The organism is Streptomyces sp. NPDC003016 (assembly GCF_053591455.1).
On the sequence record NZ_JBSFTV010000032.1, the window covers coordinates 52750 to 66742 of the forward strand.

Genomic DNA, 13993 nt, shown 5'->3' on the forward strand with positions numbered 1-13993 from the left:
TTCGCGGGCCGCCCGTCGTCCTCCGCGAGGAGAGCCTCGCGCAGGGTGCTCAGGATGCGTGTCAGCAGCCGGGACACCTGCATCTGGGAGATGCCCATCCGTTCGCCGATCTCCCGCTGTGTCAGTTCCTCGACGAACCGCATGGTGAGGATCGTCCGGTCCCGCTCGGCGAGGGTGGCCACCAGTGGTTTCAGGGCCACCATGCACTCGACGGTGTCGTACGCCCGGACTTCCTCGCCCAGGCAGCACTGCGCGAAACTCGTGGGCGCCTCGTCGTCGAACGCCACGTCGAGGGAACGGGCGTTGTAGCCGTTCGCCGCCCGCCGGCCCTCCTGCACCTGCTCCTGGCTCACGCCCAGGTGGTCGGCGAGCTCGGCGGCTGTGGGCTCGCGGCCCAGGTCCTGCTCCAGGATGTCGCAGGCCCGGGCGATGTCGATGCGGAGCTCCTGCAGCCGGCGCGGCACCCGGACGTCCCAGCTGTTGTCCCGGAAGAAACGCTTGATCTCGCCCTCGATCGTCGGCAGCGCGAAAGAGGGGAACTCCACCTCGCGCCCGACGTCGAAACGGTTGATGGCCTTGATCAGACCGATGGTGCCCACCTGGACGACGTCTTCCATGGGCTGGTTCCGGTTGCGAAACCGCGACGCGGCGTACTTCACCAGGCTGAGGTTGATCTCGACCAGGGTGTTGCGGACGTACGCGTACTCCGGTGTCCCCTCCTTCAGCGACGCCAGCCGCCCGAACAGGGAGTCGGACAGGGTGCGTGCGTCCGGTGTGCGGAGGGTGCGTGGGTCCGGGATGTCGGGGAAGTCGGCCAGTCCCGGTGGACGGGACCCGGGCGCGGCGGGGGCGGTGTCTCGAGTGCGCAGGCGGCTGGACATGAGGCTCCTTCGACGCGCTGGGGGAACCGTCGTACGAGCTTCCTGCCCGATATCTTACCCAAGCGGGCGTTTTGTCGCCTTGTTGCACGAATCGCCGGTACCGGTGGCAGTACCGGTACCGGCGACGTGGGGCTAGCTCGCCCTGCGGCCCGCGAGCGGTGGTGTCCGCTCGCCGCTTCCCTTGCGCACGCCGTCCAGGAACTCCCGGATCGCGTCGACGGACGTCCGCGACGGCTGCCAGCCGAGTTCCCGGCGCGCCCTGGACGCGTCGAGCACCGGCAGCCGGAGCACCGCGTCGAACAGGTGGGGTGACGCCGGGGCGAGGTGCGCGCTCCAGGCCGCCGCGAGCGCGGTGCGCACCACGCGCACGGGCACCCGCACCACGCGCGCCTCCAGCAGTTCGCCCAGCACCCGCGCGTCGATGACCGGGTCGGCGGCCAGATTGAAGGCTCCGTCCACTTCGCGCACCACGGCCTGCCGGTACGCCTGTGCGGCGTCGTCGGTGTGCAGTGCCTGCAGGACGAGCCCCTCCAGATCGGGGACCCAGGGGAGCAGTTCCGGCCGTACCAGGGGACCGGGGAGGAAGCGGCCCGCGAAGATGCGCCGCTGTTCGCTCGCCGACGCCTCCTTGAAAAGGAACGCGGGACGCATGCGTACGACGCGGACGTGCGGATGCTCGTGCTCGAAGGTGTCCAGCACCCGCTCGAGATAGGACTTCTCGCGGCAGTACGCGGCGTCCGGCCAGCCGTGGGTCGGCCAGGACTCGTCGACTCCCGGAGCCTCCTTCGGGCCGGGCGCGTACGCGCCGACCGACGAGGCGTGCACGAGCGCGGGCACTCCGGCGGTCACCACCGCGTCGAAGACCCTGAGCGAGCCGAGGACATTGGTCTGCCAGGTGAGCACCGGGTCGTGGGTGGGCTGGAAGCGCCAGGCGAGGTGGACGACGGCGTCGGCGCCGGCGAAGTGCCCGACGAGCCGGTCGCCGGCCTCTTTCTGCCCCAGGTCCACAGCGGCCCATTCCGTACGGGGGACCGTCAGCTCGGGAACCCTCCGTGCGATGCCCAGGACGGAGGCGACCTGCGGATCCTCCGCGAGTGCCCGCACCACGCTGGTGCCGACATTGCCGGTGGCGCCCGTGACGACCACCCGTAGCCCTGTTCTCACACTCATGAGGCACCCCGTGACTTCACTCGTTGCGTTGTTCCGAAACCGGGCGGACGCCCTTCGGGTCCCCAGAACGGAACAGGTGAAACGGGCGCCGCGCGGCCGGGCGCGGTGTCACCGGACGGGTGTCGTCGGGCGCGGTGTCATCGAACGGGTGTCGTCGGGGGAGTGTCGCCGGACGGCTGTCACCGGACGAGGAAGGTGACCGCCGCGCACGCCCCGCTCGCCGCGCCGGCGGCCAGGACGGCCGCTGCCACGCAACGCGTCCTGAGCCGGCAGTAGCGCTCGGTGTACTCGCCGCGCAGCGCGGTGGCCCGGTCCGCGATCCGCACCAGCATGGCCCGGGAAGCGGCCAGCCGCTCGGCCGTGTAGACGCGTTCCACGTCCTCGCGCTGTGCGGTGGTCAGCCACGGCAGCTGCTCGGTGAAGAGGCCCGCCTGGCGGCGCGCTTCCGCCACCTCGGCGCTCCACAGGAGATAGCCCTCCAGCTGGGCCAGACCGCGGTCGCTGTCCCCCTCGGGTTCCATGCGCCCCTCCTTCCTTCCTGGCCTTCTCGCTCCCGGGCGGCGTGCTCACCCCCGCCGGACTCCCGGCGGCACCGGCACCGGAACTCCGGCCTGCGGCGGCTCGCCGTACGCCTGCCCGGCAGCAAACCAGTGGCCCGGCGCACGGGGCGAGCCAGGAGGCGGGTACGCCCTCAAATTCACTCGGTAGGCCCCTCGGCGGCCGGCGGGCCGGAACCCGCCGAGGGCGGCGGAGTCTCCTCGTCGCCGTCGCCCGTGTCGCCCGCTTCACGGCGGAACCAGCCCTTGCTCTCCGGGTCGAACAGGACGAACGCGTCCACCGGCCGGGCCGCGGGCCTCACCGTCACCACGTTCGCGGGCCGGAACCCGGGCCACGGGTCCCCCCTCCGCTTGACGGCGCCCTGCAGGGCGACCGGCGGGAGCAGCGGGTTGCCGCACGCGCAGCGCACCCGCGGCACGCCGCGGTCGTCGACGAGGACGGCCGTGCCGGCCTGCAGTACGGCCTGGTACCTGGTGGAGGCGCCGCTGCGGTAGCCGTGGTCGGTGACCCGGGTGTCCACCCGCAGCCGTACGGGCGTCAGCGACCGCAGATACTCCGGTACGCCGGTGCGTCCGATGCCCAGGACGGTGGCGAACACCTTGTTCTTGTTCTGTTCGGCCGTGAGCGTGGTGATCTGCTTCTCCACGTCGCAGCTGGAGACCTTCCGGGCCCCGCCGTAGAGGCCGGGGGCCGACCCCTCCCTGACGGGGATGGCGTCGGAGTGGGTCGCCGCCACGCTCGCCGCCACGTTCGGCGGCACGTTCGGTGACGTCGCCCCGGGGTCCCGGCGTGCCGCCGACTCGGTGTACGGATCCGGCCCGGGTGCGTCCGCGCTCTCCAGGAAGACCTCGCCGCCCGTGACCGGTCCGCCGTCCGGGCGGGTGAGGACGACGGTCACCACCACCGCGGCCACCAGGACGCCGGCGAGGGCCGAGACCCGGGGCGCGGACCGCCACCAGGGACGCCCGGATTCACGTGACCCGTCCGTACCGCCACCGCCCGGGGGGCCGGAGGGAGGTCCTGTGGGGCGGCCTGACGGCGGCGGTTGAGCATTCACGGGCTGCTCTTCCCAACGTATGGATCAGTCCGAGTTCTTGGCTTTCCTCTGCCTTTGTGCCCTTATTCTGTGCCCCGTGTCCGTACGGCCCGCAAGCTGACGCGGTCGGCCCTCCCCGGCGGCGGACCGCCGGACCCGTGGATAGCGTGACAGCGTGAGCCAGCAGGAGTTCAGCGACCGAGCCCGTGCGCCGCGCGCCGCACACATCTGGGGTGACGCCCTCGTGGCGGTGCTCGCCGGCCTGGCGGCCATGGCCGCCGCTGCGGCTCTCGGACTGTGGGCCGCGGGCGCGGCCGACCTGCCCGGAGGCGCGTTCCCGCGCGTCGTCGCGGCCGTCGTGGTGATGGCGGCCGGCGGCTCCGTCGGGATCTCCGGAGGCGCGGGTGCGATCGCCGAGACGAGGGCGGACCTGTCGGTGCTGCCCCTTTCGGTGACCCTCGCCGGGGCGCTGGTGATCGCCGTCGGCTTCCTGCGGCCGCTGCGGCACCGGGCCGTCGCCGGTGTCCGCGAACTCGCCGGACGGGCCGCCTGCCTGGCGGCCCTGTGGGCGCTTGTGCTCATCGTCCTCTCGCTCCTCGCGCGGCACACGTTCCGCATCCCGCTGGAGGACCCGACGGGCGGTCTCTTCGACGGGCTGCTGGAAGAGGCGTCGCCCGAGGTCGGGTTCCGGGCCGACCTCCCCGTCACCCTCCTCTTCGGACTGCTGTGGCTGGCGGGCCTCCTCGCCGTGGCTCTCCTGGTGTCCCGCGGGGCTCCGCTCCCCGCCCGCCTGCTGCGGTTCCAGGAACCGGTGCGCCCGGCGGCCTTCGCCATGGTGGCGCTGCTGCTTTCCTGCGCCGTACTGGGGCTGGTCGTCGCACTCGTCGTCGCGGTGACGCGCGATCACCCCGCCGAGACGTTCGCCGTGATCCTGCTCGGGCTGCCGAACCTCGCCTGGATCGCCTTCACGGTGGGACTCGGCGCGTCCTGGGAGGGGAAGGTGGACGGTCCCTTCGGGCTGCCGATGCCGCAGGTGCTGGACAAGGTGCTCCGTACGCCGGAGATCTCCGCCCTCGGTCTCCGTGCGCTCACCGAGCAGGGCGGGCGGGCCTGGTGGCTGCTGGTCGTCGCCGCCGTGGTTCTGGTGGTGGCCGCCGCGTTCCTCATGGCGGTCCGCTCACCCGCCCGGACGCGGCTGTGGCAGCACGCCGTCCATATGGCCGTCGCGCTCACCCTCACCGTGCTGGCGGTCTGCCTGACCGCCGGGATCTCCGCCCATTACGGTCTGTCGCTGCTGGGAATCGGAGACCTCTTCTCGGAGATCGGCGGCGACCTCGGTCTCGGCCTCGACGGAGAGGTCTCGCTGCGGCCGCGGCTGTGGACGGCGCTCGGCCTTGCCGTGCTCTGGGGGCTGGCGGCGGGTTTCCTCGGCGGCCTGCTCGCCGCACGGGTGCACCGGCGGGGCGAGGTGCCGCCGCCGGCCTCCTGAGACCCGCCGGCCGGCGGGCGTGCCCCAGGACGGCCCCCTGGCCGGGCATGCTTTCGTCCGGGCACCCTCGGCCCCCGGCCGTGTGCGGCCGGGGGCCGAGGACGGGGCCGCGGAGTGCCGACCCGTCGTGCCGGCGCCGGGGCTCAGTGGCCGCGGCCGCGGGCGCGGCCGGTCGAGCCGCGGTTCATGGCCGTCATGGCCAGACCGAGCAGCAGTGCCACGCAGCCGACGATCACGTTGCTGACGACGCTGCGCGTGGTGTCGACGTTGCCTGCCACGACCCATGGAGAGACGATCGTCCATACGCCGATGGCGCAGGCGGCCCAGGCCATGGCGTGGGTCCGCTCGTACGCCGAGCCGAACCCGCCCAGACATACGGCGTAGGCGACACCGGTGATCAGGTTGCACACGGCCAGTGTGGTGAGGCCGTTGAATCCGGCTATCCACGGCGAGGCGGCGAGGTACAGACCCGTGAGCAGGGCCAGCGTCTCTATCGCCTGGGCGCGGGGGGTACTGGTCGCGCGCTCGAACCGGGAGCGCATTTCGGCCAGGTCGGGGTGTTGCTCGATGCTGGTGTGAGTGGTCATGACAGGCTGCCTCCGGTAGAAGCCTTATCTGCCCTTTACGTCATATATAACGCTCAATAGACCATTTTGGTCAACGGGTCGGCGGAACGGGAATCGCGACGGCGCTCCGGACGCCACGGCTACCCTGGCGTCCGTGTTCACCTCCCAGGGCCCCACCTTCCGCGAGCTGGCCGTGCAGGCCCTCTCCTCCGTCGAGCGCGGCTACGACCTCCTGGCCCCGAAGTTCGACCACACCCCCTTCCGCACCCCCGACCGGTTCCTGGAGGCCGTCGCCGGGTCCCTGGGCGCACTCGGCCCGTTCGACGCGGGACTCGATGTCTGCTGCGGCACCGGCGCGGGCGTCCGCGTGCTGCGGCCGCTGTGCCGCGAGCGGGTCACCGGAACCGACTTCAGCGCCGGGATGCTGGCCGCCGCCGGGGCGGCGTCCGGCGATGGGGGGACGCCCGCGGTCGACTGGGTGCGGGCCGACGCCCGCGCCCTGCCGTTCAGCCGGGAATTCGATCTGGCGGTGAGCTTCGGGGCGTTCGGCCACTTCCTGCCCGCCGAGCGGCCCGCGCTGTTCGCCGGGGTCCACCGGGCGCTGCGGCCCGGCGGACTCTTCGTCTTTCCCATCGGCGCGCCCCCGCCCGTCCGTTCGCCGCTGTACTGGGCGCTGCTCGGCTTCGACTCCGTGATGCGGGTGCGCAACGCCCTGTGGCGGCCGCGGTTCGTCATGTACTACCGGACCTTCCCGCTGCGTGACGTGCGGGACGACCTGGCCGGGGCCGGGTTCACGGTGCGGCTCCAGCCCCTGGAGGAGTTCGGCCGCCGCGCCGACGGGAGCCCCGACTGGCGGCTGGTGGTGGCCCGCAAGGGGTGAGGGGGCGGTGGTGCGGCAGGCCGGGCGCGGGAGGCCGGTTCAGTAACCCTTGGGCGGCCGGCCGGGATCCGCCTGCTGGACCCGTTCGGCGAAGTCGGACCCGGACCGGTCCACGCCGTACCTGGCGCGCACGTAGTTGATGGTGGCGCACATGCAGGCCACCACGTCGTAGGGGGTCGTCGCGGTGCCCTCCTGGTGGTACGCCGCGAAGGTCGGGGGGATGCACTGGGTGGCGCCGCGTGAGCAGTTCTGCGGGTGCCCGTCGGCCATGACCGGGCCGTGCGCGTTGGAGTCGGTGGTGTTCACCCGCCAGCGCGGGTGGTTGCAGGCGGACTCGCGCAGCGCGATCGTGACCAGCGCGGGCACGCCGTACTCCGGGTCCATGCCGGTCAGTTCGCAGGCCCGCCGGGCGTACGCGCGCATGGCGGACTCGCCGGAGTCGTCGTCGGGGTCCTGGTAGGTGACCTCGGACAGGGGCAGCCCGCCCGCGTCCGTCTCCGCGCTGCCGGCCGGTTCCATGTGTGCCCCCTTCTGCCGCCGTTCGCGGCGGACGTCAGCTCTTGCACCGTTTTCCTACCCATGTCGCCGATGATCTGAACGACCCCCTTCCGGCGGGAAGTTGCTCGCTTTCTTTCCGTACGCCGGAGTGGCGTTCCGTAATTGCCTTGTCACACCAGTGAATCTGCACATCCCATGCTCAGTCGGCACACGGTCTCCCCATGGCTTCACCTGTTGTGACCTGCGGGTAAGCCCCTCTGGGAGGGAATGTCCAATGGGGCCTCGCGGGAACGCCCCGCGCTCGGAATTCGCGTCGGGTGATTCCGTGAAGGAGGTGTCACCGAGTGATGAACGGACGTGCACGTCGCGGTAATTGTGCGCAGGGATGTGCCCGGTCCGGCAATCGTTCGATTGGCTGCCCGTCACGCATACGTGCTTTGATCCTCCGCACCGAGGCCCGCTCGTCAGGGCCGGTCACGGTATTTCGAAATATCCACGCGAAGGGAAACTCGCATCATGAACTTCTCCCAGGTTGCGACCCAGGAAATCTCCGACAACGACCTGGACAACGTGTCCGGCGGCCTCCTCGGCACCCCCGTGCTCGCCAACGCCACGGGCCTCGTCGACTCCGTCTTCCCGGTCTCGGCCACCGTGGGCTCGGTCGTCGGCACCGTCGAGGGCGTCACCGGCCTCAACACCGCCCCGGCCACGGGCATCGCCACCGCCACGATCGCCGGCGTCTGATCCTGCCGTGTGCCGCTGAGCGGCGCGGCCGCGAGCGGTGAACACGGCCCGTCGGCGCCCCCTCCTTGCCGACAGGCCGGGCCGTACGCCCCGGACCCACCCAGGGTCCGGGGCGTACGGCCGCCTTTCCGGGCCCGCCCCGCTTTCACCGCGCGAGCGGCCCCGCATACCCGACAGACCATTGCAGTCGAGGGAAGAGTGTCGTGCAGTTTCGCCAACAGGCGCTTTCCAAGCTGCAATCGCCCGAAGAAATTGATCTGCCGGTGCGATTCGCCCGTCCCCAGGGCCGGCTTGTTCTGATCGTCACGGTCGTCGTCATGATCGCCGCTTCCGTCTGGGCGGTGAACGGCACCGTCTCCTCCACACTCGGCGCCCCCGGGATCCTCACCCACGCCCAGGGCAGCTACGTCCTGCAGAGCCCCGTCGCCGGCCAGGTCACCGGCGTACTCGCCGAAGAGGGCGAGCGGGTCTCCGCCGACGCCCCGCTGCTGAAGGTCCGTACCGCGCAGGGCGACACCGTCGTGCGCACCATCGCCGCGGGCCGGCTGACGACGCTCGTCGCCGCGATCGGCTCCGTGGTCACCACGGGGGCGGACGTGGCGGCAGTGGAGCGGGCGAAGAACGCGGACGACCCGCTCATGGCCGTGCTCTACGTACCGGCCGACAGCGGACCGACCGTGCCCGTCGGCGCCTCCGTGGACCTGACCGTCCAGTCGGTCCCGGCCCAGCAGTACGGCGTACTGCGCGGCAGGGTCGCCTCGGTCGGCAGGACCGCCCAGAGCCGCCAGCGGATCACCGGCTTCCTCGGCAGCGGCCAGCTGGGCGAGGAGTTCTCGACCCACGGCCAGCCCGTGTCCGTGCTCGTCCGGCTGGACCGGTCGGCCTCCTCCACGTCCGGCTACTCCTGGTCGGCCTCGCAAGGGCCGCCGTACGCCGTCGCATCCATGACCCTCGCCACCGGCGCCATCCACCTCGCCGAGCAGCATCCGATCGATTGGCTGCTTCCGTGACCGCACCGAACCCTTCCACTGCGCCGCCGCAGCAGCAGTTGCCGCCGCCGGGCCGCGGCCGGCACCGCCCGGAGGCGGCGACCGGCGGCCGCCGCCGTGCGCGGCCCGCCCGGACCGGGAAGCGCAAGGCCGTCCGCACGCCCACCGTCCTCCAGATGGAGGCGGTGGAGTGCGGCGCCGCCGCGCTGGCCATGGTGCTGGCCCACTACGGGCGGCACGTTCCGCTCGAAGAGCTCCGCATCGCGTGCGGGGTCTCGCGCGACGGCTCGCGCGCCAGCAACCTGCTGAAGGCCGCGCGCAGTTACGGCTTGCAGGCCAAGGGCATGCAGATGGAGTCGGCGGCGCTCGCCGAGGTGGTCCAGGCACCGGCCGTCCTGTTCTGGGAGTTCAACCACTACGTCGTCTACGACGGCACGGGGCGCAGGTTCGGCCGCCGGGGCGTCCACATCAACGACCCCGACAAGGGCCGCCGCTTCGTACCGGCGGAGGACTTCGACACCAGCTTCACCGGGGTCGTCCTCGTCTTCGAGCCCACCGGGTCCTTCCGCCGCGGCGGCCGCAGGCCGGGCGTCATGAGCGCCGTCCCCGCGCGCATGCGCGGGACCACGGGCACCCTGCTGGCCGCGCTCCTCGCCAGCCTGCTGCTCGTCGCCGTCGGCGCGGCGGTGCCCGCCCTGAGCCGTACGTACATCGACATGTTCCTGATCGGCGACCAGACGTCGGTGCTGGGACCGCTCTTCGCGTCGATGGCGACGATGGTGGCGCTCACCGCCGTACTGACCGGCCTGCAACAGGCGAACCTGCTGCGCGGCCGCATCATCTCCTCCACGCTGAGCAGCGCCCGGTTCCTGCGCCACCTGCTGAGGCTGCCCGTCACCTTCTTCGCGCAGCGCAGCCCGGCCGACCTCGTCCAGCGCCTCCAGTCCAACGACGCGGTCGCCGAGACGCTGGCGCGCGACCTCGCCGCCGCGGGCGTGGACGGGGTGGTGGTGATCCTCTACGCCTTCCTGATGTGGACGTACGATCCCCAGCTGACGTTCGTCGGCGTGATCGTCGCGCTGCTCAACGTGGTCGCGATGCGGATCGTGATCCGGCTGCGGGCCACGCACACCCAGAAGCTGCGCGCGGACAGCGCCCGGCTGACCAACACCTCGTACACCGGCCTCCAGCTGATCGAGACCATGAAGGCCACCGGCGGCGAGAACGGCTTCTTCCGCCGCTGGGCGGGCCAGCACGCGACCACGCTGGAGGTGCAGCAGCGCCTCGGCGTACCGAGCGCGTACCTGGCCGTCGTCGCACCCACCCTCGCAACCCTCAACAGCGCGCTGATCCTGTGGATCGGCGGCCTGCGGGCCGTGGAGGGGCACATCTCGATCGGGCTGCTCGTCGCCTTCCAGGCGCTGGTGGCGCGCTTCACCGCGCCGATCAGCCGGCTCAACGCAGTGGCGGGCCGGATCCAGGACTTCGCCGCCGACGTGGCCCGGCTGAAGGACGTCGAGAGCTTCCCGGCCGACGTGCTGTACGCGCGCCGCGAGCCGGACGGGCCCACTCGCCGGCTCAAGGGCCACGTGACGCTCGAAGACATCACCTTCGGCTACAGCCCGCTGGACAGACCGCTGCTCACCGGCTTCTCGCTGGCGGTCGGCCCCGGACAGCAGGTCGCCCTCGTCGGCGGATCGGGCAGCGGCAAGTCGACCGTCTCCCGGCTGATCTCGGGCCTCTACACCCCCTGGGAGGGGACGATCCGGATCGACGGACAGCGCCTGGAGGACATCTCCCGCAGCGCGCTGGCCGCCTCCGTCTCCTTCGTCGACCAGGACATCTTCCTCTTCGAGGGCACGGTCCGGGACAACGTGGCGCTGTGGGACCCCTCGATACCGGACGAGGCCGTCGTAGCCGCCCTCCAGGACGCCGCGCTGTACGACGTGATCGCGCGGCGCCCCGACACCATCCACAGCCGGGTCGAGCAGGACGGGCGCAACTTCTCCGGCGGGCAGCGCCAGCGCCTGGAGATCGCCCGCGCGCTGGTCAGGCGGCCGAGCATCCTCGTGCTCGACGAGGTGACGAGCGCCCTCGACGCGGAGACCGAGCGCGTCATCATCGACAACCTGCGGCGGCGCGGCTGCGCGTGCGTCGTGATCGCCCACCGGCTGAGCACGGTGCGCGACAGCGACGAGATCGTCGTACTCGACCACGGCTCGGTCGTCGAACGCGGCCGGCACGAGGACCTGGTCGCAGCCCGGGGACCGTACGCCGAGCTGGTCAAGGAGCACTGACATGTCGTTCGTACACCCGGCCGCCGTCGAGGGCTCCGCCGAGACCGACGCGGTGACCTACGCGCTCGGCGGCCTCGGCGTGCTCGTCGACTGCTCCGGACTGCGCAGCCTGTCGCTGGAGGGGCCGCAGGTGGTGTGGCTCGTGGTGGGCGGCGCCCTGGACCTGTTCGCGGTCGACGCCGTCCAGCAGGGGCACTGGCACTTCCTCGGCCGCCTCGAAACGGGGGCGCTGCTGCTCGGCCCGGTCGAAGGACCCCAGCACACCCTGCTCGGCCGGCCGTCGCAGGACTGCCTGCTGCGCCGCATCCCGCTGCGGGAGCTGTACCGGCCCGAGTACGCCGATCCCTACACCCAGGCCGGCCCTTACGCTCACGCGGCGTACGAAAGCCCGCTCGACCACGCCTTCGCACTCGGCATCGGACGCGCCCTGGGCGTGCTGTTCGAGGCCCCGCTGGACGGCCGCCCGGGCATCGAGGCGGGTGTCGCGGACGCCGACGTCCTGTGGATGCCGGTCGCGCCCGGCAGCGTGCAGTACGGCGCCTCCTACAGCGCGGAGGCCGCGGGCGATCTGTTGATCGACACCGCGATGTGGCAGCAGATGGTGAACCAGCAGTACCGCCTGCTGACCGCCGTGGACCACTGGATCGAGGAGCTGGAGCGCGCCCACGAGGACCGCACCGCGGCCGGCATCAAGGCGGGCGCGGCCGTCCGCGCGCGGGCGGACCAGGCACTGGTGGCCTCCATCGGCCGGCCCGACCGCTCCGGCCGGCCCGACCGCTTCGACCGCTCCGGGCGGGGAGCGGCGGGCGCGGACCGCGCCACCGACGACGCGACGTTCGCCGTCTGCCGCCGGGTCGCCGAAGCCGCCGGGATCACCCTCTCGGAGCCCTCCAAGGGCGGCGCGGCCGACGACCGGGTGACCCCCGTCGAGCGGATCGCGCTGGCCTCCCGCATCCGTACCCGCACGGTCCGGCTCGACGGGAGCTGGTGGCGGGCGGACTCCGGCCCCCTGGTGGGCCACCGGGCCAAGTCCGGCGCCCCCGTCGCGCTGCTGTGGCGCCGCGGCCGGTACGAGGCGGTGAACCCGGCCTCGGGGGTGCGGACGCGTCTCGGCAAGGACAACGCGGACGACTTCGAGCCACGCGCGGTCATGTTCTACCGCCCGCTGCCCGAACAGCCCATGACCCTGTGGCGCCTGTTCCGCTTCAGCCTTCGCGACACCCGCCCGGACCTGCGGAACCTGCTGCTCAGCGGGCTGGTGACGGTCGGCCTCGGCGGTCTGGTGCCGATCGCGACCGGGCAGGTGCTCGGCGTGTACGTACCCGACGCCGAGAGCGGCCTCATCGCCCAGGTCTCCCTGGCCGTCATGATCACCAGCATCGTCGCCGCGTCCTTCATGCTGCTCCAGAACCTCACCCTCCTCCGGATGGAAGGCCGTATCGAAGCCACCCTCCAGCCCGCCGTCTGGGACCGGCTGCTGCGACTGCCGACGAGGTTCTTCGCCGCCCGGTCCACCGGAGAACTGGCCAGTGCGGCCATGGGCATCAGCTCCATCCGCAGGGTGCTGTCCGGGCTCGGCCCGGTGGCCGTGCAGGCGAGCACGGTCGGCGCGATGAACATCGCTCTGCTGTTCTGGTTCAGCGTGCCGCTGGCCCTGGCGGCGCTCGCGATGCTCGTCGTCATCGGCGCCGTGTTCCTCGGCATGGGCCTGTGGCAGGTGCGCTGGCAGCGGCGGCTGGTCGAGCTCGGCAACAAGCTCAACAACCAGGCGTTCCAGACCGTGCGGGGACTGCCCAAACTGCGGGTCGCGGCGGCCGAGAGCTTCGCGTACGCCGCCTGGGCACGCGAGTTCGCCCGTACCCGCGAAATGCAGCAGCGCGCGGGCCGCATCAAGAACCTGACCACGGTCCTCGACGCGATCTACCTGCCGCTGTGCTCCCTCATCATGTTCATGCTGCTGGCGGGACCCGCCCGCGGCAGCATGTCGGCCGGAGCGTTCCTGACCTTCAGCACGGCCGTGACCATGCTGCTGACGTCGGTCACCCAGCTCAGCGGCGCGCTCATCTCGGTCGCCGCCGCACTGCCCATGTTCGAGCAGATCAAGCCGGTCCTGGACGAGGCGCCGGAGGTACGCGGCGCCGGCACGCAGCCCGGCACCCTGTCCGGCTCCGTCGAGGCCAGGAAACTTTCGTTCCGCTACACCGACGACGGCCCGCTGGTCCTCGACGACGTGTCGTTCGGCGTGCGGCCGGGCGAGTTCGTGGCGGTCGTCGGGCCCAGCGGCTGCGGCAAGTCGACCCTGCTGCGGCTGCTCATCGGATTCGACGAGCCGGCCTCGGGCAGCGTGCTCTACGACGGCCAGGACCTGGCGGCGCTCGACCAGGCGGCCGTACGACGTCAGTGCGGCGTCGTCCTGCAGAACGCGCAGCCGCTCACCGGATCGATCCTGGACTGCATCTGCGGCGCCGAGACCTTCTCCCAGGAGGAGGTGTGGGAGGCCGCCGAGATGGCGGGTCTGGCCGAGGACATCAGGCGCATGCCGATGGGGCTGCACACGATGATCTCCGGCGGCGGCGCGATCTCGGGCGGACAGCGGCAGCGCCTGATGATCGCTCAGGCACTGGTACGCCGGCCGCGCATCCTCTTCTTCGACGAGGCCACCAGCGCGCTGGACAACGAGACCCAGCGCATCGTCATGGAGAGCACGCGCAGGCTGAACGCCGGCCGCCTCGTGATCGCCCACCGGCTCTCCACGGTCATGGACGCCGACCGCGTGATCGTCATGGCGGAGGGCAGGATCGTCGAACAGGGGCCGCCCTCCCAGCTGCTGGCCGACGCCGGCGGCCGGCTGCGCGAACTGGTACGGCGCCAGCTGACGTGACCGG

11 protein-coding genes and 1 pseudogene are annotated in these 13993 nt (G+C 72.0%); 6 read left to right on the forward strand and 6 right to left on the reverse strand.

Annotated elements, in window-relative coordinates; all coding sequences use genetic code 11:
* Positions 1-17 precede the first annotated feature (17 nt).
* The 4 genes and pseudogenes from ACWDZ4_RS25570 to ACWDZ4_RS25585 form a co-directional block, all read right to left on the reverse strand.
* Positions 18-881 (reverse strand): annotated as a pseudogene (locus tag ACWDZ4_RS25570) (SigB/SigF/SigG family RNA polymerase sigma factor); the annotation flags it as partial.
* Positions 882-1013: 132 nt separating this feature from the next.
* Positions 1014-2051, reverse strand: a complete 1038-nt coding sequence (locus ACWDZ4_RS25575) for an NAD-dependent epimerase/dehydratase family protein (RefSeq protein WP_451510722.1) — start codon at positions 2049-2051, stop codon at positions 1014-1016.
* Between the two features lie 179 nt (positions 2052-2230).
* Positions 2231-2572 (reverse strand): hypothetical protein, encoded by a 342-nt coding sequence (locus ACWDZ4_RS25580; RefSeq protein WP_451510723.1) that lies wholly within the window; start codon positions 2570-2572, stop codon positions 2231-2233.
* A 176-nt stretch (positions 2573-2748) separates the two neighbouring features.
* A complete protein-coding gene (locus tag ACWDZ4_RS25585) occupies positions 2749-3513 on the reverse strand; it encodes a DUF6777 domain-containing protein (protein WP_451510724.1) in 765 nt (254 codons plus the stop codon).
* 307 nt (positions 3514-3820) lie between these two features.
* Here ACWDZ4_RS25585 and ACWDZ4_RS25590 point away from each other — a divergent pair, with 307 nt between their 5' ends.
* Positions 3821-5134 carry a streptophobe family protein gene (locus tag ACWDZ4_RS25590; RefSeq protein ID WP_451510725.1) on the forward strand — a complete coding sequence of 438 codons (1314 nt, stop codon included), beginning with the start codon at positions 3821-3823 and terminating at the stop codon, positions 5132-5134.
* A gap of 143 nt (positions 5135-5277) precedes the next feature.
* Here the strand turns inward: ACWDZ4_RS25590 and ACWDZ4_RS25595 are convergent, their stop codons facing one another.
* Positions 5278-5721, reverse strand: a complete 444-nt coding sequence (locus tag ACWDZ4_RS25595; protein ID WP_451510726.1) for an SPW repeat protein — start codon at positions 5719-5721, stop codon at positions 5278-5280.
* A gap of 133 nt (positions 5722-5854) precedes the next feature.
* Between ACWDZ4_RS25595 and ACWDZ4_RS25600 the strand changes: the two genes are divergently transcribed.
* A complete protein-coding gene (locus ACWDZ4_RS25600) occupies positions 5855-6580 on the forward strand; it encodes a class I SAM-dependent methyltransferase (RefSeq protein ID WP_451510727.1) in 726 nt (241 codons plus the stop codon).
* A 39-nt stretch (positions 6581-6619) separates the two neighbouring features.
* On the opposite strand, the gene ACWDZ4_RS25605 is transcribed toward ACWDZ4_RS25600, so the two are convergent.
* Positions 6620-7099: a hypothetical protein gene (locus tag ACWDZ4_RS25605; RefSeq protein WP_451510728.1), complete on the reverse strand. Its 480-nt coding sequence runs from the start codon at positions 7097-7099 to the stop codon at positions 6620-6622.
* 495 nt (positions 7100-7594) lie between these two features.
* Between ACWDZ4_RS25605 and ACWDZ4_RS25610 the strand changes: the two genes are divergently transcribed.
* The 4 genes from ACWDZ4_RS25610 to ACWDZ4_RS25625 all read left to right on the forward strand — a co-directional run bounded on the left by ACWDZ4_RS25610 (position 7595) and on the right by ACWDZ4_RS25625 (position 13989).
* Positions 7595-7822: a type A2 lantipeptide gene (locus tag ACWDZ4_RS25610; protein ID WP_451510729.1), complete on the forward strand. Its 228-nt coding sequence runs from the start codon at positions 7595-7597 to the stop codon at positions 7820-7822.
* A gap of 203 nt (positions 7823-8025) precedes the next feature.
* Entirely contained in the window at positions 8026-8832 is an 807-nt protein-coding gene (locus ACWDZ4_RS25615; protein ID WP_451510730.1) for an HlyD family efflux transporter periplasmic adaptor subunit, read from the forward strand.
* Positions 8829-11108: an NHLP family bacteriocin export ABC transporter peptidase/permease/ATPase subunit gene (locus ACWDZ4_RS25620; protein WP_451510731.1), complete on the forward strand. Its 2280-nt coding sequence runs from the start codon at positions 8829-8831 to the stop codon at positions 11106-11108. Before ACWDZ4_RS25615 ends, ACWDZ4_RS25620 begins: the two co-directional genes overlap by 4 nt.
* Before the next feature lies 1 nt (position 11109).
* Positions 11110-13989, forward strand: coding sequence for an NHLP bacteriocin export ABC transporter permease/ATPase subunit (locus ACWDZ4_RS25625; protein ID WP_451510732.1), 2880 nt, complete (start codon positions 11110-11112; stop codon positions 13987-13989).
* The last annotated feature ends 4 nt before the right edge of the window (positions 13990-13993 follow it).

Excerpts from the sequence above, each read along its gene's own strand:
- ACWDZ4_RS25605 (WP_451510728.1), bottom strand. The coding sequence starts at position 7,099 with ATGGAACCGGCCGGCAGCGCGGAGACGGACGCGGGCGGGCTGCCCCTG.
- ACWDZ4_RS25610 (WP_451510729.1), top strand. The coding sequence starts at position 7,595 with ATGAACTTCTCCCAGGTTGCGACCCAGGAAATCTCCGACAACGACCTG.
- ACWDZ4_RS25595 (WP_451510726.1), bottom strand. The coding sequence starts at position 5,721 with ATGACCACTCACACCAGCATCGAGCAACACCCCGACCTGGCCGAAATG.
- ACWDZ4_RS25625 (WP_451510732.1), top strand. The coding sequence starts at position 11,110 with ATGTCGTTCGTACACCCGGCCGCCGTCGAGGGCTCCGCCGAGACCGAC.
- ACWDZ4_RS25580 (WP_451510723.1), bottom strand. The coding sequence starts at position 2,572 with ATGGAACCCGAGGGGGACAGCGACCGCGGTCTGGCCCAGCTGGAGGGC.
- ACWDZ4_RS25575 (WP_451510722.1), bottom strand. The coding sequence starts at position 2,051 with ATGAGTGTGAGAACAGGGCTACGGGTGGTCGTCACGGGCGCCACCGGC.